An 18,779-nucleotide genomic window follows, 5' to 3' on the forward strand; every position below is an offset into this window, starting at 1 on the left:
TCGCTATATCATTCCCGCCAAATCCTTTCCCACAAGGCTACCTAGGGCGACTCCCATTCCACCTAGTCGAACACCACAGAATACATTGGTTGACACTTGTTCAATGATTGGGGTTTTCTGATTGCCCACACCCATTATACCACTCCATCTTTGAGCTATCTCAAATGGTTGTTTGGGAAGAATTACTTCTTTCAACAGGTTTTCAAGAGCACTTTGGATTGATTCAGTTTCTCCCATTCGGGTGGTTTCCTCTCCTTTAAAATCCAAATTTCTACCTCCTCCGAGCAAAATCCTATTATCCACGTTCCTGAAATAATAGTATCCCTCTTCCAAATGAAATGTACCTTTTATCTTCAAGTTTGGAATGGGTTCAGTAATCAACACTTGTGCCCTGGCCGGTTTCACCTGTTGTTTGTTCAACAGTTTTGAAGCAAAACCGTTTGTGGCCACAAATACCTTCTTGGTTACAAAATCAAAATCACTTGATAACACTGAAACGCTAGTTTGGAGCTCCTCAAGTTTTTCCACCTCAATGCCATTGAGCACCAAAACTCCCTTGGAAGTGCATAGTTTCAAAAGGTTTATCATCATCTTTCCGGTATCAATCTGACCTTCTTGGGTATGGGTAATGTACCACTCTTTTACGTTTTCAAAAACAAACACATTCTCGGTCTGATCAAATACGTTTACCTTAAAAATAGGTTTAAGCAAATCATTGGCATAGTCCAACTTTTCAATGCATTGTTCGTACAACTCGTTATCCTTCTTCAAAAAAACCTCATGGCCCCCATTTTGTTGATACGCCAAATTCTTATCCCCTAAAATCCGTCGTAGCAACTGAATGCCTTCATATCGGTCTTGTACCAATTTCTGTACTTCTTGCTCGGAGTGTTGCTTTACATCCGATAAGATCTCCGAGATACTTCCGAAGCAGGCAAATCCAGCGTTTTTAGTACTTGCGCCTTGTGGTAAGAGGCCCCTCTCCAAAACTAAAACTTTGCTTTTGGGATGCTTCTCTTTCAAAAAAAGTGCGCAGCAAAGGCCAACAATTCCGCTGCCCACAATCGTGAAGTCCACATCTTGTAACCAAGTTTTGTATTCCCAATAACTAAGCTTCATAGTACAAAAAACCCCGATAAATCGGGGTCTTTATTTAGTAATCATATTTTTCATCCATTTCAAAGTCCTCCATGAACTTAGTCGTATAATTTCCAGCCAGATAATCTGGATGGTCCATTAATTGACGGTGAAACGGAATGGTTGTTTTTACGCCCTCAATCACAAACTCATCCAAGGCCCGTCTCATCTTATTGATGGCTTCTTCACGCGTTTGTGCTGTGGTTATCAATTTGGCAACCATAGAATCATAATTTGGTGGAATAATGTACCCGCCGTACACATGGGTGTCCAGACGAACCCCATGTCCTCCGGGCATGTGCAAGGTTGTTATCTTTCCTGGAGAAGGCCTAAAATTGTTATAGGGATCCTCCGCATTGATACGTACTTCAATGGAATGAAGTTTTGGAACGTAATTTTTTCCGGAAATAGGAACACCTCCGGCAACCAAAATCTGCTCCCGAATCAAGTCATAATCTATAACTTGCTCCGTAATTGGGTGTTCAACTTGAATACGCGTATTCATCTCCATGAAGTAGAAATTTCGGTGTTTATCTACCAAAAATTCCACCGTACCCGCTCCCTCATACTTGATATATTCGGCTGCTTTTACAGCTGCCGCTCCCATCTCCTCACGTAGCTTGTCTGTCATAAATGGAGAAGGGGTTTCCTCGGTCAGTTTCTGGTGTCTCCGTTGCACCGAGCAATCCCTTTCAGAAAGGTGACATGCTTTGCCGTATTGATCTCCTACAATTTGGATTTCAATATGTCTCGGTTCCTCAATCAGTTTCTCCATATACATTCCACCATTACCAAAAGCGGCAGTGGCTTCTTGGACCGCACTTTCAAAATTGCTTTCCAATTCATCCTCACTCCAAATGGCACGCATCCCTTTTCCTCCACCCCCGGCTGTAGCTTTGATCATTACGGGATAGCCCATTTTTTTGGCAACTTTCTTGGCATCCTCTGCATCTTTCAGCAGTCCATCCGAACCAGGAATGGTGGGCACACCTGCTTTCTTCATGGTTTCCTTGGCTGTTGCCTTATCTCCCATTTTATCTATTTGTTCCCCAGAAGCACCAATGAACTTTATTTCATGTTCCGCACAAATTTTGGAAAACTTGGAGTTTTCAGAGAGAAAACCATATCCAGGGTGAATTGCATCGGCATTTGTAATTTCGGCCGCAGCAATAATGTTTGGTATTTTTAAGTAGGATTCACTACTTGGTGCAGGGCCAATACAAACTGCCTCATCTGCAAAGCGCACATGTAAACTTTCTTCATCTGCTTTCGAGTAGACGGCAACGGTTTTTATTCCCATTTCTTTACAGGTCCGTATTACCCGAAGGGCGATTTCACCCCTATTCGCTATCAATATTTTCTTAAACATAATACCTAAAGATTTCAAGCCTCAAAATCCGATTTTCAATGTATGGTCTGGAAAAACGGAGCTTGGGTATTGTGATTATTTATGAAGGGTCTACCAGGAACAACGGTTGGTCAAATTCCACCGGGGAAGAATCATCCACCAATACTTTGACCACTTTTCCGGAAACTTCAGATTCTATATCATTGAAGAGCTTCATGGCTTCGATTACACAAAGCACATCACCTTCACTTATGGTGCTGCCTACCTCAACAAATGGTGGTTTGTCTGGAGAAGGCTTTCTATAGAATGTTCCTATGATTGGTGATTTAATCGTAATGTACTTCGAATCGTCTGCATCAGCAGCAGGCTCAGCAGCTGGAGTTGGTGCAGAGGCTTCTTGAGGTGCAGCGACAGGTGGTGCAGCAGGAACTGCAGGCGCCTGGGCCATAGGTATTTGCTGTACAATAGTGGTTTCCGGGGCGCTTGTACTGGAGCCTGTTCGAATGGTAATCTTTACATCCTCCATTTCCAGTTTTACCTCACTGGCGCCTGATTTGGCTACAAACTTGATTAAACTTTGAATTTCCTTAATGTCCATGGAATATGATTTAGTTAGTCAGTTTTATGAATTATAGGCCCATTTCAAGTAAATGGCACCCCAAGTAAATCCTCCGCCAAATGCGGCAAAAACAAGGTTATCTCCCTTTTTCAGTTGCTTTTCATAATCGTGCAATAGTAAGGGAAGGGTTGCCGATGTGGTGTTGCCATACTTGTGTATGTTGATCATAACCTTCTCCTCATCCAGTCCCATTCTATTTGCCGTAGCGTTGATAATTCTTTTATTGGCCTGATGTGGTACGAGCCAATGTACATCTTCATGTGTCAACCCGTTCCTATCCATTATCAGCTTAGAAACATCTGCCATATTGGAAACAGCAAATTTGAACACTGACTTTCCATCTTGCTGTACAAAATGCTGTTTGTTCTTCACGGTTTCTTCCGAAGGAGGAAGTATGGAGCCTCCCGCTTCAATTTTTAAAAACTCCCTGCCAATCCCATCAGACCTTAGGTGCTCATCTTGGAGACCTAGACCTTCCTCATTTGGTTCGAATAGCACCGCCCCAGCTCCGTCTCCAAAAATGATGCACGTTGTCCTATCAGTATAGTCAATAATGGAAGACATCTTGTCCGCCCCAATTAGTAATATTTTTTTATAACGCCCAGATTCTATGTAACTGGCCGCTGTCGACATTCCATAAAGAAAACTCGAACACGCTGCCTGCAGGTCGTAAGCAAATGCATTTTTGGCCCCAATTTCGGAAGCAACATATGCAGCAGTTGCTGCAACGGGCATGTCGGGTGTAGCCGTCGCCACTAAAATGAAATCGATTTCTTCCGGTTTGGTTCCACTTTTCTGCATCAAGTCCTCTGCGGCTTTAATGGCCATAAACGAGGTTCCTGCATTTTCCTCTTTAAGGATTCGTCGTTCCTTAATTCCCGTTCTGGTAGTAATCCATTCGTCGTTGGTGTCTACCATGGTTTCCAGCACTTTGTTTGATAAAACAAACTCTGGAACGTAAGCTCCTACAGCGGTAATAGCTGCTGTTCTTTTTTTCATATTAGCGCCTTTCTCTGTCAAAAAGGTTGAAATTTGACCAAAAAGTGGTGAAAATTAGTCAATTTTAATGAATTTCAGCCGAAAATTGGTTGGTTTTTAAATTTCAGCTCCAAACAAAAAACTCCCGTTGAAACAACGAGAGTTTGTTTGATATTTTCTTTGTATCGCTTATGCGGCAGTTTCTTCTTCGGTTTTGTCAATCAAAACCTGACCTCTATAATACAATTTACCTTCGTGCCAATGCGCTCTATGGTATAAGTGCATTTCTCCAGTTGTAGGATCTTTGGCAATAGTAGGCATGGAAGCCTTGTAATGGGTTCTTCTTTTATCCCTTCTGGTTTTGGATGTTTTTCTTTTAGGATGTGCCATTGTTACCTATTTGTCCGTTAATAATTTTTTTAAATCGTCCCAACGGGGATCGGTATTTTCTGATGATTCTTTTTTTTCTTTTGGTTGTAATTCTTCCAGCTTGTCCAAAATTTCGGATTTGAGACTACCGTCTGCTACTCCAGGATGTACTCGCTTCTGTGGAACGGCCAAAACCAACATCTCATACACATATTGTGCGATGTTGAACTGATGTTCCCCATGTGGAAGAATCAATATTTCGTCATTTTCATCATCATAGATTTCTCCGAATTTAATGACTAAATTCAGGTCTGATGAGATAGGTAAATCAAATGCTTCACCCGTAACATCACAATCTACGTTGACATTTCCTTCCGAACCCAGTTCCAATTCCATCATATTGTTCATTTTGTTCAATATGGCGGTGGCTTTTATACTGACCCCGTTAAATTCTTGATAACCAAAAGATTCAAAGAACGTATTATCTATTTCGTACTCAAACTTGTGTTTTCCTAACTTCAATCCCGAAAAAGGAATAAAAAACTCCTTTTGTTCCATCATTTTTACACTTATGCTTTGTGCACTGCCCTTTAAGGCGGGTGCAAAGATACTATTTATTTGAAAACCTGCAATCTGAGCGAAAAATAAAACTACTGTTTATGTGAATTTTAGCTTGCTCTCTTGATTTTTTGCTTTTGCAATGGGTTTTTTATCAACTCCTTATACTCACTTCGTTTTTTATAAATCTGAATCCCCGTGAAAACCGCTTCCTTAAATGAACTAGGGTCCGCTTGTCCTTTTCCAGCAATTTCAAAAGCCGTTCCATGGTCTGGGGAAGTGCGCACTTTGCTTAAACCAGCAGTGTAGTTGACCCCTTTTCCAAATGACAATGTCTTAAAGGGTATCAATCCCTGATCATGATATGCCGCTATTATGGCATCAAATTTCTCATGGCTATTAGACCCAAAAAAACTGTCCGCAGAATACGGTCCATAAACCAATGTCCCTTGGTCAAATAATTCTCGAATAATTGGTTTCAATATTTTCTCATCCTCTTCTCCAATAGTTCCGTTATCTCCACTATGTGGATTAATTCCCAGCAATGCAACTTTTGGTCGACGGATTCCAAAATCCATCTTCAAGGATTCGGTAATAGTACTTACTTTTTCCTTTATAAGTTTAGGTGTTATTGCTTGTGCCACATCCTTTACGGCAATATGATCAGTAAGCAAGCCCACTTTTAACTCGTCCGTAACCATGAACATAAGGCTCTGCCCTTCCAATTCTTGCCCCAAATAATCTGTATGGCCTGGAAACTTGAAATTTTCAGATTGAATATTGTTTTTGTTTATGGGAGCGGTGACAAGCACATCAATTTTGTCCGCTTTTAGCGCTTTAACCGCTGCCTCAAAAGATCGTATTGCAAAAGCACCTGCTTCCTCTGTCAATTTCCCAAATTCGATTTTGGGGCTTTCCTTCCAAACATTCACAACGTTGATTTTTCCATCAACCGCATGCGAAGCATCTTTTATCCCATTAAAATTGATGTTTATGTGTAGAGCTGACTTTTGTCCAGAAATCATTTTGTTGGAAGCGAAAAAAATCGGCGTGCAGAAGTCCAACATCCTCGAATCTTCAAAGGTCTTCAATGCAACTTCACAGCCAATTCCATTATAATCTCCTATCGAGATTCCCAATTTTATTTTTCCTTTTTCCTTCATTAAATCATCTTCAATATGGCTACTTTTACATTACAAAACTACTCATTTAAACTATTTCATGTTTACCGGAATTATAGAGACGTTGGGAAACGTACAGCTTTTGGAAAAAGAGGGAGGTAATCTACACATCACTGTAAGTTCAGATATAACACATGAACTCAAAATTGATCAGAGTGTTTCCCACAACGGGGTTTGCCTAACTGTGGTTTCCATAAATGGAAATCAATACACCGTAACGGCTATTGAAGAAACCCTAAACAAAACCAATTTAGGAGATTTGGCTGTTGGCGATACAGTAAATCTAGAGCGTGCCATGAAATTGGGAGCTCGTTTGGATGGCCATATTGTTCAGGGACATGTGGACCAGATAGCCACCTGCACACAGATTGAGCAAAAAGATGGTAGCTGGTTCTTCACCTTCTCATACGATTCATCTTTGAACAATGTTACCATTGAAAAGGGTTCCATTACCGTTGATGGGGTTAGTCTTACCGTTGTGGATTCCAAAAAAGATAGGTTTAGCGTAGCTATTATACCATATACTTATGAACATACACGATTTGGAAGTTACAGGAAAGGTGTCACGGTAAATTTGGAATTCGATGTTATTGGGAAATATGTTACGAGATTGATGGAACTTCGTAATTAGTTTCCATGACTTTAGCCGACGGTTCCGCTCTTACTGCCTTTTTACTTGCTGCACTCGCTTCCTTTCTTATGGGTCTTTCCAAAGCTGGATTGAAAGGGTTATCCATTTTCAATGTAACTCTTATGGCATTGGCCTTTGGCGCTAAAAGCTCAACCGGCTTGATTATGCCCCTGCTACTGGTGGGAGACGTTTTTGCGGTTTCTTATTACAATCGCCACACGCAATGGAAGTATATCATACAATTCATACCCTGGATGATCATCGGTATTCTCATCGGTGTTTTTCTGGGTAAGGACCTTCCCGAAAAAACCTTCAAACTGGGTATGGTCATCGTTATTTTCATTAGTCTTGGCATTCTATTCTGGTGGGACAGAAGAAAAAGCCAGAGCGTTCCTAAACATTGGTCCTTTGCAGGTTTTATTGGTATTATTGCTGGGATTTGTACTATGATAGGGAATCTTGCAGGAGCATTTACCAATATTTTCTTTTTGGCAATGCGGTTACCAAAAAACGAATTTGTGGGTACCGCGGCATGGTTGTTTTTAATAACCAACCTGTTCAAACTACCATTTCATATTTGGGTCTGGGAAACAATTTCATGTGAGACTTTGTTAATCGACCTAAAATTGTTGCCAGCAATTGCTTTGGGTCTTCTTACCGGAGTTGTTTTACTTAAAAAAATTAATGAGCGGAACTACAAAAAGTTCATATTAATCATGACGGCAGTGGGAGCCATAGCCATTTTGTTCAAATAGTTTTTTGATTTTAAAGGCCTTCTTGAGATATGTCAACATTGGATTTCAAGCGGATTGGCAATGAACTGTATGCTCATTGGCGAAATTCATTGAAGAGAATGAACATAACTCAATTTCTGTTTCAAGAATTATCTGAACAACTCCAATAATTCCCCATCCCATCCCGGAAATAGTGACGATTTGTCTTTAATATTCAAGTGTTTCGAAGCTACAGTTGCAAAATAAGAACGGAAATCGGTGGTAACAGGTAAATCTCTGTTGTCCTCGAGATTTTCAAAGGCCAATTCTGGAAAACTGCCATATATTTTTCCGCCATTTATACCGTTTCCCAAAATAAAACTGCATGAAGCTCGCCCATGATCTGTTCCGAAAGAACCATTTTCCATTACGGTACGACCGAACTCCGTCATCGTCATAACCACTACATCATCTTGCAAAGTGCCCAAGTCTTCCCAAAAAGCAGAAATGGATTGTGCCAAATCCCTTGCCCTTAGTGTAAATCCACCATAATCCACATTTTGTCTACTATGAGTATCCCAACCGTTGCTTTCTACGAACGCAATTTCGAGTCCTGCGTTGGCCTTAATAAGCTTTGCAGTTTGTTTCAATCCTGAACCCAACGGTGACATTGGGTAAGCTGAGTTGGGATTTATAGGTTGGTTCAGTATATCTAATGAAGCCATCATTTCTGCGGCCTCGATATTGTATATGCCTGCATTTGCAAGCTCGGCCATGGATTCCTTTTGGTACAACTCCTTCAGCTTTTGCAGTTCTTGAAGTTCTTCAGCGGAAAAACTTAAATCCGATAGGTCCTGAACCACAATATGTGCGTTTTCTCCATAAAAAGAACGCGGAGAGGTTGGCGTAAACGATACCGCTTTAAATGGTGTGGCTTCGTGCCCCATAGCTCCCATGGCTCGGTTCAACCAACCGGATTGCGTTCCCTTGATTCCCGGTGTGCCACTTTCCATGAAGTCCTGAGCATCAAAATGGGACCGATTCGCAACTGGAGAACCCACACCATGTAAAATAGCCAGTGTACCGTTTTTGTAATAGGGTGCAAGAGGAGCTAACTCAGGGTGCAGTCCAAATGCTCCATTCAAATCCAATAATTTCTTTGATGCGTTGCCTGTTGCAGAGAAAACCAAGTTTGGACGATGCTTTTTCAAGAAAGCATTGTCGATGGGCTGTACGGCGCTGATTCCGTCCATGGCACCCCTTTGAAAAATACAAACCAGTACTTTTTTACGTTGAAAAGAAGCAGGTTCCAAAATGGAGGCAGCCGCTTGAGCCACAAAACTAGGAACCCCGCCTAAAGTTGTTGTAAACAGGGATAGGCCACTAGTTTTTATAAAACTTCGGCGACTCCAATGCTTATTTCCTTTCTCTTCACACATTTTTATTGTTTTTGAAATCGTGGACTACTCAACTCGCGCTTCCATTCACTGGTGCGAAATTCCGCGGGCAATTGTATCCCAGCTATTTTGCTTGAAGTGAGTGCATCGGCAAACTTCATTCTATTAATGAGTCCTGTGCCAGTTGTCCAATACGTTTTGGTATCGGGGAAACCTGTAGGTACTTGATAGCCGTAAATGGGCTCGCCCATACGTACAATCCATTGCAAAGCTTCTTGTTCCGAACTGATTTTGGCTTCACTGGACCGTAGTGCCGATGCGACATATTCAAAGGGAGTCTTTACTTTGACATGGGCATGTTTAGGGTCCCAAAATTCCTTCGCTTCCAATAAGTTCCGCATCATCGTAGGGATGTGACCGGCACTGGAAGTATAAGCTTTGGCCACTTTATCAATTAGTGATTGTGGTGCATCGTCACTTACAAAGCGCTTAACCAGCTTTGCGCTGATAAACTGAGCTGTTGATGGATGGGCCGCAAGTGTTTCTATAGCTTGAATGCCCTGTTCATAACCTCCTTTTTCAGAAAACCTCCTGCCCAAAAAAGTTTTGCTACCTGAATCATGATGAGTGCTGTCAAAAAAGAAAGCGCCATCTAAAAACGATTTTTTATTTTTTTTGATGCCCTGTTTGATGAAAAAACTGAGGAGCCAATGAAATCTAATTAACAACGGATTCACTTTCCAGCCACTTAATATTCTGGATAGTTCTTCAACATCGTTTTGGGTATAGCCACCGTCTACTCCTAAAGTATGCAATTCCAAGAGCTCGCGCGCATAATTTTCGTTGATGCCGGGCATCTGGAGAAACTGTCGAAATTCCGATTCCAACAACTTTTTTGCTGGTGGCTTTCGTCTATCCAATGTTTGTGAACTTTCATCAGCATTGGAGTGATTATTATCGAGATAAATCAACATAGCTGGGTGATGTGCACTGGCCTTCAACATTTTATCAAAGTGTCCAAGCACATTGGCCCTGATTACATCCTGATCATAGGACAATACGTAGGGCGCCGTATCATTAACTCTAGTGATGGACACATTAAGATGATTGAACCAAAAATCTGCCAGTGTTTCTTGAATTTGGAATGGGCTATGTACGGCTCGATACAGTTTTTGTGCCCGCAACTGGTACATTAATTCCATAAAGTTCCCAAACTCCAATTCCTCGAAATATTTGCGAAGAAATTCGCCGCCCTCCAATTCGTAAATGGCACGTCTATCTACATTGGCCACGGACGCGTTAATAGTTGCGAGCATTTCGTTAACTAGCAGTTTTTCTTCCAATTCCTTTTTGAACTTCTTGTCTTTTCGGAATTTAATGCCCATTAAAATCAACGAAATTCCTGGGCTGGGATAGGTCTTTGCAATTTCCTTGATAGAGAGTTTGGTAATTGGAAACCGACTCTCCACCTCTTTCTCAAAACTATACTTTGAGGCTAAAGACAACTGTTTTTCCAGCCAGTTTTCCAGACCTTCAGATTTGATTTCCCCAATCAGACCTTTAGTTGCTCCGAAAGTTAGCTTTGAGACCGCATAGTCTATAGCTTCGCTTTCCGAAAGGCCCATGGATTTATATGCAAGGTTCATTAAAGACATTGTTCAATTAAACGGATAACATAAATACCACCTTGTTTCAAACGAAATAAAAAGTAGGATTATTACTTAAAATCTACTGCTCTATTTTTTTGACTTATGAATAATCCAATGGTTTAATAGCCGATTTTAAGATTCCGGTCATCACTGGAAATCAACATCGGATGGTAGTTGATTTCGATCAACTTGCCCGCCATTTTTATCATAATACACATAGCTCACAATACTACCCTTCTTCAGTCGGATACGATAGTACTCCTTTTTGGTCTTATAAAGTTTAATATGAACGCCCCCTGTTACCTTTGACCCTGAAAAATTTTCTTCTAAATCTGGTCTCAATAAACCAGGAATGGTTTTAGGGCCATAATATTCTGAGTAGTAGAGTATTTCACCTTCTGCCGAATATCTTGCATTGCTCAAGGGTCTTTTCCCTTCTTTCATAAAGGAAACATATCGAGTAAAACTGTTTCCTTTTCTTCCTGTCGATTCTTGTCTTTTCCAACGAATCACTTTTTTATCCCCGAAATTTGCTTGCTGGGAGCTCAATACCGCTTCCGGAATCTCTTCGGCGGAAACAATACTACCTTCAAACTTTGTTGTTTGCCCAATGGCCGCAAAAAAGGCCAAACTTACTAAACTTAATATGACTATTCTTTTCATAATCTGCTGTTTTAGAGGTTAAATCACGTATTAATAAATTAATTTTATTCATGTAAAAAAACTACAGATTCTGTGCCCTAAGTGTTCCCTAAATCCTGTTTTCAATGAAATTGACCCTATTTTCAATGAAATGGTTTCTTTTAGATAGCCCAATAAAGAAAGTTTGCTTTTGGGGTATCCTTCTTCTGTTGGCCAGTTGGAATTACTATACCGACTTTTTCCAACCCTTTCAGGCTTTTTTAATGGCAATACTCTTAACCTGCCAGGTGATAGGGATGGTTTTAATTGGCTATTTGTGGCTGGGCAAACAAAAAAAGTTTCCAAGAATTACATTTTGGTCCATCACTCTGGCGTTCACCATCTTCAGGTTCTTGATTGTATTTTTCATTCTCCAATACAAACTCCCCGAGTGGACCGTTTTCCACCATCCAGATAGAGTTGGATTCTATCTTTTTTTTACTTCAGCCGCCTTCATTTTTTTTGGATATAGTTATTCCATTTATGAGTGGGGGCTTGCCGCAAGACAAGATTACAAGGACTCAATGGCCATTTCAGGGAAAAGCATACAGCCACCGATTGTGATACGTAGCGAGGGCAAAACGGTTCGCCTATTGCCCCAGGATATTATCTATCTGGAAGCGAATGGTGAATATGTCAAGTATTGCACAAAGGGGAAAAACCACATGTGCTTTCAGCGTATGAAGACTGCGGAACATGAACTAAAAAACTACGGTCTGCTACGGGCCCATAGATCTTACATTGTCAACCCGCTTTTTGTTGAATCGTACTCCTCTAATCTGCTGATACTTAAGAACAATCAAGAAATCCCCATTAGCAATTCGTATAGAGATCTGTTCTTAAAAACCCTGAAAAACCGGGATTTTAGGAATTGACTTTAAAAGCCTAATGATGATAAAAAATCGAAAATTCAAACAAAGCCTTAATAGTTTTCCAATCTTAAATCACTTCAATAATGACAGTAGAATATATACGATATAACATTGCTCCAGAAAAAAAGAATGCTTTTTTAACGGCTTACGAAAAGGCATCGGAGCAACTTAATGCCTCCGAATTTTGCTTGGGTTATGAACTAACCCAATGTGAGGAAGAGCCCACTAGTTTCATTTTGAGAATTGAATGGACTTCAACAGAAGATCACTTAAATGGCTTTAGAAAATCTTCAGACTTCGCTGTTTTTTTAAAACATGTTCGTCCCTTTTTCAATGATATTATGGAGATGAATCATTATCAGTTGACTTCTGTACTTAAAAACAGGTAGCAATGCAGAATTCGAACAAAGGATTTCCATGAATCTTTGAACATTTCTTTAAGATTAAAGAACACAACAAAGCTTATTTTAGCTATAGTAAATAAAACCTTTTTAAGAGAATTATATGTCCGTATCACCCTTTGACTCCTACCAACTAGGTCCCTGGAGTTTGAAAAACAGAATTGTAATGGCCCCAATGACCAGAAGTCGCGCCATCGGAGGAGTACCCAACGAACTAATGGCAAAATACTATGCGCAAAGAGCTTCTGCAGGCCTGATTGTTACCGAAGCAACCAGTTCATCCCCCAACGGAATGGGATATGCACGCATTCCTGGGATATATAGCGATGAACAAGTAACCGGCTGGAAGCTGGTTACAGATGCTGTTCATGAGAAAGGAGGAACCATAGTCCTTCAGGTTTTCCATACCGGGCGAGTATCCCATCCGCTAAATATGCCCAAAGGTGCTAGGGTTTTGGCTCCCAGTGAGATAGTCAGTCCAACCGAAATGTGGACGGACGAACAACAAATGCAGCCACAACCTGTCCCCGAGGCTATGTCCTTAGATGATATTAGGACAGCGGTAAATGAATACCGTACTGCTGCTAAAAATGCTGTCGCAGCAGGCTTCGACGGTCTAGAAATTCATTCAGCAAATGGATATCTCATCAATCAATTTATCAATACACAATCGAACCATAGAACAGATGAATATGGGGGCAGTATTGAAAATCGTTCAAGATTTCTTTTAGAAGTTGTTGACGCGGTCACTTCAGAAATAGGAGCAAACAAGACGGGTGTGCGGATAAGTCCTCATGGCGTATTTAATACTATGGATCAATATGATGGATTGACAGAAGACTACGAATACATTGTTGAACGTTTGTCAGATAAGGGAATAGCGTATCTTCATCATATAAGAGCTAAGTTCATGGGGGCACCCCAAGTGCCTTCTGATGTAGATGCAAGGATGAAAGCAAAGTTTAATGGGACTTTTATAATAAACGGTGGCTACGAGAGAGAATCTATGATAGCCGCTTTAGAAAATGGAGACACAGATTTGGTTGCAATCGGGAAACCGTTCATATCCAATCCGGATTTGGTGGAGCGGTATAAAAACAATTCTTCGATAGCGCCTTTTCATACAAACTCGTTCTATACCCCAGGAGAGGAAGGCTATACCGACTATCCTCATCTGCAGGAAATGCCAAACTAGATGGTGCTGATTTGATGGACACCCAAGATGAATTTTTGGAAAAATTCATCTTGGTGTTTTTTGTTCTCAAAGTTTAAAGTTGATGTCTATGAAAAATTTATTGAATGTGGCGAGTATCGTTTTACTCATTCTAGCTGTTATGATAATCTACTTGGGTATGCAAAGAGAAAGCATTTTCAATCCTCCAAACATTACCGGGGTTGGCTTTATAATGATAGCTGTGGTGCTACTGTTTTTTAAAAAGCATTTTTAATAAAAGCACTTTTATGCTCGGTCTTGCTTAGTACTTAAGTTAATAGTAAAGGATGAAATCAAGAACTCTCAAAGTTTTAATTACATCTTTTTTGATAGGACTTCTTTTAGCGCTTCATTCTTTTTTTATCTCGGGAACAAATCCACTCTTTGAACTACTCATTAAAGGTTTCCTTCTTTTGCTCATTGTCTATTGCGTTAGTCAAATTTTGAAAGAGCCGAGTAAAAGAGAAAAGCTTATCCAAACTCTAATTCTTTTATTGTCAATTGGATTTGGCCTGTTCGTAGCTAATAGGTCATTGGACAAGCTGAACAAAACAGGGGGCAGAAAATATCAAGTTGAACAAAAATCGAATTGAGATTCAATTAAACTTTAAGCAGAATTATTCCCGTCCTGCTGCTACTCAATACGACCGTATATGACGAAAACCGATTGGAAATTGTAGGTGATAAGTCTATTGGTAAGGTTAAGTAGATCCTTTAACCATTTACATTCGTACTATTTTATCACCGTTTTCGCAAAAAGCAAAGTATTAAGATTAGAGCTTGCGAGAACAGATGGTCGCACCTACTCTTTCTCAATTCCAGATTTTAAGGGTGTATTCAACCAGTACTTATCCGTTAAAAAATCAGAATTAGCTTGCTGATATTTGGGTAAGGGTCTTTGTTTGTTCACGTAATTGATGTTTTGGGGAAGAGGCTTTATTGGAAATACCTCTTGAACAAAAAGTTCTCTAAATTGATTTGCGGTAACCGTATTTTTTTTTCCCAACTTTCGATTTTGGATGTCTCTTAGATTTCTGATTCTATGGGTAATGTGTCTCATCACTCCCTCCTCATCCTCAATTTCATCTATCGGAATTGTACCCTTTACCAATTTTACCTTTATTTTTTTTGTATCCACAGTTTCTATGTCAGCTATGCTGAGCTTCCTTTTTTTGTAAAGAAACCTGAAATCCTTTGGGCCGTTTAAAGATTCCCGTTTGACTGGATTTGTAAAACTTACATAAAAAGCATTTTCATTGATATCAAATGTGATGTCCTTGATTTCGAAGTTTTGTCTATCGGACACTTTGAAATAATTGTTGAACGAAATGTAATTCAAATACATTAAACCCTCTCGGGAAATATACTCAGTCGTTAAAGTGTACAACGGCTTGTTTCTATGAAAGAGATAATACTCCAGTTTATAAATTGCATACGTCGTTGGGGAAATAAAGACTTTTCCTTTTGCGGAGTATTCTGCGGCCGAATTGGGTTTTATATATTCAAAATCAATTTCATACAAAGGAACACCATCAAAATAGCTTACTCTTCTTGTTTTAAAGGTGTGATTGCCTACAAAGTCGGTTTGCAAAACATCGACGAAAGAAAAACTGGGACGGACATAGTTACGTATCGGATTATGAAGGAACAGAATACTCAGTTCGTTTCCTCCCATATCCGATATCACGGCATTCAAAATATATTTCCCATCCGCATTGTATGCCTTGGCCAATTGCTCATCCTGAGGAAAATCCAGATTCGTTTTGTATTGGTGCAACACCGTTTGGTTACTAGGGTGATATATCTGATTGGTCTGTATTCCACCATCGAAAACTTCAATAATAGCTTCATTTAAATTCAAATATTGACTGCCTGTCTTTTGATAGTCTCTATAGTAGGCAACATAAGAATGGGGTAGGTTCGGATAGTTTTTGGGTATACTGTCAATCGCTTTTTTTATTAGGGAAATACCAAGTATATCATTATTCCTTTGTTTGCCCTTGCCAACCAATACTACTTCACTCAGGGATTCTATTTTGGGAGTTAAAAGAATAATGTTTAACTCTTTATTTTGCAAATTTGAAGTGGGTATTTCCAAGGTTTCATACCCTATACTTGCTATTCTTAATGTATCAATGGATGATTTAAGCTTAGCCGGCATTCTAAAGTAGCCATTGTCATCGGTGACAATGCCTTTTTGGGTGTTTTTAAATTGAATCGTTGCGAAGACAATAGGTACGCTGTCCTTGGAATCCAGTATTTGGGCCTTTAGTTCTTCTTCATTATTTTGACCAAAGGTCTGCGTAGCAAAAAAAATGGCGATACCAAAGGATACGCTCCTTTTCCAATGACCGCTATTGCTGCAGAGCTGTTTAAACTTCATAACTTCTATTATTCATTGGGTGACAAGGAAATTGTTTGGGAGACAAATGATCCTTGATTCGTAATCCCTTCAACGAAAATTTTAACTCCAGCCGAGTACGCATTGGAGACCTTAAATTTTATCAACCCGTTTACATCTGATTTAAGTTGGGGCAACCAATCCAACACCCCAAAATATTCAAAGAAATCGGACTCATAAGAGGAGTACCTTGGCACATAAAACTCACGCTCCTGGGTAAATGTCATTTCAAATGGATGCTCCGAATATTCAGTATAGGCGTTGGAACGCTTTCTGGAAGACTTGTACTCTTCTCCCGTATATATTCGAATTACACCACCTGAATTAATACCTTCCCCAAGACCTTTCTTGTTCACCTCGATATAATCGATTTCCGATAGCCTAAGATTCGAGAGCACACTAAGTACATCCGGTTGTAGCCCTGCACTTCCAATAATGGTCGTATCCCTGGTAATGAAGGGGTTAAGCAAATGATCATCAATATAAATTGAGGGTTCTCCGCTGGAACCAAAGTTTTGTGCTTGTTGGTTAACAATCAAAAATCGACCCTGTTCTTCCCTTACAAGAAAACCTTTCCTGCTGATATAATTTCTAAAGGTAACAAGATGCTGTTTTTGCTCATTTGTAATTTCCTCAACATTCCCAAAGGTTTTGTTTTGAAGTGATTCAAGCTGTGACGACTTCCTTTTGGCTTGGACAATAACTTCTTCTAAAGCTCGAATTTGGTTTAATATACGAAACCTCTCTGAGTAGTCTGTTTTAGAAATGCTCGTGCTCCCGTAGCCCAAAGCTTGTGATGAGGTATCAATCTCGGGAACTTTGGAGGGATAAAAGCTCACAGTAACATCTGCGGGACTTAGTTTTCCTTTACTACTTATTCTCCCAATTCTGAAAAAATCGTCCCCATCCGGAAAAAGCCCCGTTTTCTCTAGTTTTTCCTGCCCCTCTTCAAAGGAAACAATTTCGAGATTGTTATTTCCGTAAGGAATTACAACATATTGCTGGTTTCCCTTTTTAGCATCCCGTTGAATGACCGCCCGTATCCCCTCTTCAAAGTCATAATCATAATCAGGCGGGGAATTGAATATGTTTTCCCAGCTATAACTGCTCCATCCTTGGGTCAGAAGCAGCAAATCCAGTTCTTCCTTTTTTAATTCATTGGTATCCTTAAAGTAGTATTCAGCATTTTCAATATATCCTTTCACATAAGGCTGCAAAAGAGTATAGGATGCCAGATTATGATGCGGTCTGTACGTCACTGAAGCACTGGGAAGAATAGAAACACTGGCGTTGAGAATTGGTTCTGCAGAAGATATAGATACTTCGATAGAATCTTTCATGTTTGTCTTTTCAACCAGATTTTTATTTTGAAGAGATATTCCTTCATAGTTAAAATAAAGTCTTTCAACCAATGGTTGACCGGAACTATCAAAAACCGTGAATATGTTCATTCCAGGAAAAAGAATGCCACGGGGTATATCATTGTTTGATTTCAAGCTGGTAAAAGGATTAAGGGCAATTAGGTGGTTATCCTCACCGTTGTGGACCAACAAACTATACGTGTTTCGCAATATTTCATTATTACTTGCTTGATTTGTGGATAGGGTTAGACTTAAGCCACCACCTTGGTCCAATAGCGTTAAAACGACGCCCTTGTTTTCAGATTTGGGTAACGGATACTCCAGTTCTTTTCCTTCAAAATTGATTTTAACAGCATAGGTTCGCCCGATATCGGGCTTTAATTTGAATCTTCCGTGACCGTGTTTATTGCAACTTATTTTTCCTAAACTATTACCCGTTTCATCAACTAGCTCCCCTTCAACATTGGGTATTCCCAACCCTGAAGCGTCCTTTATGGCAATTCCTATTACACTCTCAACACCCATCACCAAATGACCACCTTCAGGCAGGACTTGAACATCAGGACGTACATTTGTAGTTAAATTCTCTTGAAAGCCCTCTTTAAAATCCAGAATCTCTATAGTCTGTTTAAAATAATTAGGTTCCTGAAAGTTTTTCATCCAATTGGTAAAGGCCAAAAGGGTATATGTGCCTGAGGCAAAGAGACTGTCAATTTCAAAAACGCCAGAGGCAAGTCCCTTATCTACTTTCACCAGTTGCTGTTTTATGGGTAATCCATCCTTGTTGGAAATGGTTACATAAAGGTTCTTGGTGTCTTTAGAAAGCCGCTTGCTTTCTTTTTCCAAGCAATACGCCTGAAAACCGAGTTGTTCCCCTTTTATGTAGGTTGTTTTATTCGTATGCAAAAAGACTATTTCCCTTGGGAGTTCAACATAATCCTCATAAGCTTCAAGAACCATATCATCTGAGTTCTCTTGTGCATAGAAATAAGCATGAACAAATGCAAAAAGTAGGGTAAAAGTATATAACCTCATCTATCACAGGGAATTACTTTAAAAATACGATACAAACTAGTTTTTTCAAAATGTAACGAATCGATTGAAATGTCAAATCTGACCAAAGTTGCGCATTTAGCACAACCAAAATTTTAGATGATTTTCCATCATACTTTCGGGCCTAATTCTCAATATCAAATGAATAAAAATCGTGCGTAGAAGTGCGCCTAAAATGATGGCAACTAACCCATTGCCTGTTTTTTTCTATATTTAA

The 18,779-nt window shown here is 39.8% G+C and carries 18 protein-coding genes; 6 read left to right on the forward strand and 12 right to left on the reverse strand.

The features are described from left to right. Positions 1–3: 3 nt before the first annotated feature. The 7 genes from CLV81_RS04130 to pdxA all read right to left on the reverse strand — a co-directional run bounded on the left by CLV81_RS04130 (position 4) and on the right by pdxA (position 6,172). Positions 4–1,119, reverse strand: coding sequence for an NAD(P)/FAD-dependent oxidoreductase (locus CLV81_RS04130; protein ID WP_106143783.1), 1,116 nt, complete (start codon positions 1,117–1,119; stop codon positions 4–6). Positions 1,120–1,153: 34 nt separating this feature from the next. After that, positions 1,154–2,506: an acetyl-CoA carboxylase biotin carboxylase subunit gene (gene accC / locus CLV81_RS04135; RefSeq protein WP_106143784.1), complete on the reverse strand. Its 1,353-nt coding sequence runs from the start codon at positions 2,504–2,506 to the stop codon at positions 1,154–1,156. A 79-nt stretch (positions 2,507–2,585) separates the two neighbouring features. Then, on the reverse strand, positions 2,586–3,083 hold the full coding sequence (accB, locus tag CLV81_RS04140; RefSeq protein ID WP_106143785.1) for an acetyl-CoA carboxylase biotin carboxyl carrier protein: 498 nt from the start codon (positions 3,081–3,083) through the stop codon (positions 2,586–2,588). 24 nt (positions 3,084–3,107) lie between these two features. After that, entirely contained in the window at positions 3,108–4,103 is a 996-nt protein-coding gene (locus CLV81_RS04145; protein ID WP_106143786.1) for a beta-ketoacyl-ACP synthase III, read from the reverse strand. Between the two features lie 168 nt (positions 4,104–4,271). Continuing rightward, positions 4,272–4,472: a 50S ribosomal protein L32 gene (gene rpmF / locus CLV81_RS04150; protein WP_106143787.1), complete on the reverse strand. Its 201-nt coding sequence runs from the start codon at positions 4,470–4,472 to the stop codon at positions 4,272–4,274. 6 nt (positions 4,473–4,478) lie between these two features. Then, on the reverse strand, positions 4,479–5,012 hold the full coding sequence (locus tag CLV81_RS04155) for a YceD family protein (protein WP_106143788.1): 534 nt from the start codon (positions 5,010–5,012) through the stop codon (positions 4,479–4,481). Positions 5,013–5,119: 107 nt separating this feature from the next. Beyond that, positions 5,120–6,172: a 4-hydroxythreonine-4-phosphate dehydrogenase PdxA gene (gene pdxA / locus CLV81_RS04160; RefSeq protein WP_106143789.1), complete on the reverse strand. Its 1,053-nt coding sequence runs from the start codon at positions 6,170–6,172 to the stop codon at positions 5,120–5,122. Positions 6,173–6,230: 58 nt separating this feature from the next. Between pdxA and CLV81_RS04165 the strand changes: the two genes are divergently transcribed. Both CLV81_RS04165 and CLV81_RS04170 read left to right on the forward strand, forming a co-directional pair. Then, positions 6,231–6,821 (forward strand): riboflavin synthase, encoded by a 591-nt coding sequence (locus CLV81_RS04165; RefSeq protein ID WP_106143790.1) that lies wholly within the window; start codon positions 6,231–6,233, stop codon positions 6,819–6,821. A gap of 5 nt (positions 6,822–6,826) precedes the next feature. Next, the gene (locus tag CLV81_RS04170) at positions 6,827–7,576 is read left to right on the forward strand and encodes a sulfite exporter TauE/SafE family protein (protein ID WP_106143791.1); all 750 of its coding nucleotides are present in this window, start codon (positions 6,827–6,829) and stop codon (positions 7,574–7,576) included. Between the two features lie 128 nt (positions 7,577–7,704). Here CLV81_RS04170 and CLV81_RS04175 read toward each other — a convergent pair whose 3' ends face one another. The 3 genes from CLV81_RS04175 to CLV81_RS04185 all read right to left on the reverse strand — a co-directional run bounded on the left by CLV81_RS04175 (position 7,705) and on the right by CLV81_RS04185 (position 11,243). Then, on the reverse strand, positions 7,705–8,973 hold the full coding sequence (locus CLV81_RS04175; RefSeq protein ID WP_106143792.1) for a DUF1501 domain-containing protein: 1,269 nt from the start codon (positions 8,971–8,973) through the stop codon (positions 7,705–7,707). Between the two features lie 2 nt (positions 8,974–8,975). Continuing rightward, on the reverse strand, positions 8,976–10,577 hold the full coding sequence (locus CLV81_RS04180) for a DUF1800 domain-containing protein (RefSeq protein WP_158259069.1): 1,602 nt from the start codon (positions 10,575–10,577) through the stop codon (positions 8,976–8,978). A 150-nt stretch (positions 10,578–10,727) separates the two neighbouring features. Next, entirely contained in the window at positions 10,728–11,243 is a 516-nt protein-coding gene (locus CLV81_RS04185; protein WP_106143794.1) for a hypothetical protein, read from the reverse strand. A 104-nt stretch (positions 11,244–11,347) separates the two neighbouring features. Between CLV81_RS04185 and CLV81_RS04190 the strand changes: the two genes are divergently transcribed. The 4 genes from CLV81_RS04190 (at position 11,348) to CLV81_RS20520 (ending at position 13,982) form a co-directional block, all read left to right on the forward strand. Further along, the gene (locus tag CLV81_RS04190; protein WP_106143795.1) at positions 11,348–12,136 is read left to right on the forward strand and encodes a LytR/AlgR family response regulator transcription factor; all 789 of its coding nucleotides are present in this window, start codon (positions 11,348–11,350) and stop codon (positions 12,134–12,136) included. Positions 12,137–12,216: 80 nt separating this feature from the next. Further along, complete coding sequence (locus CLV81_RS04195; RefSeq protein ID WP_106143796.1) at positions 12,217–12,522, forward strand: putative quinol monooxygenase; 306 nt, start codon at positions 12,217–12,219, stop codon at positions 12,520–12,522. A 115-nt stretch (positions 12,523–12,637) separates the two neighbouring features. Continuing rightward, positions 12,638–13,729: an alkene reductase gene (locus CLV81_RS04200; protein WP_106143797.1), complete on the forward strand. Its 1,092-nt coding sequence runs from the start codon at positions 12,638–12,640 to the stop codon at positions 13,727–13,729. Between the two features lie 88 nt (positions 13,730–13,817). Continuing rightward, entirely contained in the window at positions 13,818–13,982 is a 165-nt protein-coding gene (locus tag CLV81_RS20520; RefSeq protein ID WP_158259070.1) for a hypothetical protein, read from the forward strand. Between the two features lie 567 nt (positions 13,983–14,549). Here the strand turns inward: CLV81_RS20520 and CLV81_RS04210 are convergent. Together CLV81_RS04210 and CLV81_RS04215 are read right to left on the reverse strand one after the other, a co-directional pair. Then, the gene (locus tag CLV81_RS04210) at positions 14,550–16,130 is read right to left on the reverse strand and encodes a carboxypeptidase-like regulatory domain-containing protein (protein ID WP_106143799.1); all 1,581 of its coding nucleotides are present in this window, start codon (positions 16,128–16,130) and stop codon (positions 14,550–14,552) included. Positions 16,131–16,138: 8 nt separating this feature from the next. Further along, positions 16,139–18,544 carry a hypothetical protein gene (locus CLV81_RS04215; protein ID WP_106143800.1) on the reverse strand — a complete coding sequence of 802 codons (2,406 nt, stop codon included), beginning with the start codon at positions 18,542–18,544 and terminating at the stop codon, positions 16,139–16,141. Positions 18,545–18,779 lie beyond the last annotated feature (235 nt).

Origin of the sequence: Flagellimonas meridianipacifica, from assembly GCF_003001695.1 — a bacterium.
GTDB classification, from domain to species: domain Bacteria; phylum Bacteroidota; class Bacteroidia; order Flavobacteriales; family Flavobacteriaceae; genus Flagellimonas; species Flagellimonas meridianipacifica.

Excerpts from the sequence above, each read along its gene's own strand:
- CLV81_RS04130 (WP_106143783.1), bottom strand. The coding sequence starts at position 1,119 with ATGAAGCTTAGTTATTGGGAATACAAAACTTGGTTACAAGATGTGGAC.
- accC (WP_106143784.1), bottom strand. The coding sequence starts at position 2,506 with ATGTTTAAGAAAATATTGATAGCGAATAGGGGTGAAATCGCCCTTCGG.
- accB (WP_106143785.1), bottom strand. The coding sequence starts at position 3,083 with ATGGACATTAAGGAAATTCAAAGTTTAATCAAGTTTGTAGCCAAATCA.
- CLV81_RS04145 (WP_106143786.1), bottom strand. The coding sequence starts at position 4,103 with ATGAAAAAAAGAACAGCAGCTATTACCGCTGTAGGAGCTTACGTTCCA.
- rpmF (WP_106143787.1), bottom strand. The coding sequence starts at position 4,472 with ATGGCACATCCTAAAAGAAAAACATCCAAAACCAGAAGGGATAAAAGA.
- CLV81_RS04155 (WP_106143788.1), bottom strand. The coding sequence starts at position 5,012 with ATGATGGAACAAAAGGAGTTTTTTATTCCTTTTTCGGGATTGAAGTTA.
- pdxA (WP_106143789.1), bottom strand. The coding sequence starts at position 6,172 with ATGAAGGAAAAAGGAAAAATAAAATTGGGAATCTCGATAGGAGATTAT.
- CLV81_RS04165 (WP_106143790.1), top strand. The coding sequence starts at position 6,231 with ATGTTTACCGGAATTATAGAGACGTTGGGAAACGTACAGCTTTTGGAA.
- CLV81_RS04170 (WP_106143791.1), top strand. The coding sequence starts at position 6,827 with ATGACTTTAGCCGACGGTTCCGCTCTTACTGCCTTTTTACTTGCTGCA.
- CLV81_RS04175 (WP_106143792.1), bottom strand. The coding sequence starts at position 8,973 with ATGTGTGAAGAGAAAGGAAATAAGCATTGGAGTCGCCGAAGTTTTATA.
- CLV81_RS04180 (WP_158259069.1), bottom strand. The coding sequence starts at position 10,577 with ATGAACCTTGCATATAAATCCATGGGCCTTTCGGAAAGCGAAGCTATA.
- CLV81_RS04185 (WP_106143794.1), bottom strand. The coding sequence starts at position 11,243 with ATGAAAAGAATAGTCATATTAAGTTTAGTAAGTTTGGCCTTTTTTGCG.
- CLV81_RS04190 (WP_106143795.1), top strand. The coding sequence starts at position 11,348 with ATGAAATTGACCCTATTTTCAATGAAATGGTTTCTTTTAGATAGCCCA.
- CLV81_RS04195 (WP_106143796.1), top strand. The coding sequence starts at position 12,217 with ATGACAGTAGAATATATACGATATAACATTGCTCCAGAAAAAAAGAAT.
- CLV81_RS04200 (WP_106143797.1), top strand. The coding sequence starts at position 12,638 with ATGTCCGTATCACCCTTTGACTCCTACCAACTAGGTCCCTGGAGTTTG.
- CLV81_RS20520 (WP_158259070.1), top strand. The coding sequence starts at position 13,818 with ATGAAAAATTTATTGAATGTGGCGAGTATCGTTTTACTCATTCTAGCT.
- CLV81_RS04210 (WP_106143799.1), bottom strand. The coding sequence starts at position 16,130 with ATGAAGTTTAAACAGCTCTGCAGCAATAGCGGTCATTGGAAAAGGAGC.
- CLV81_RS04215 (WP_106143800.1), bottom strand. The coding sequence starts at position 18,544 with ATGAGGTTATATACTTTTACCCTACTTTTTGCATTTGTTCATGCTTAT.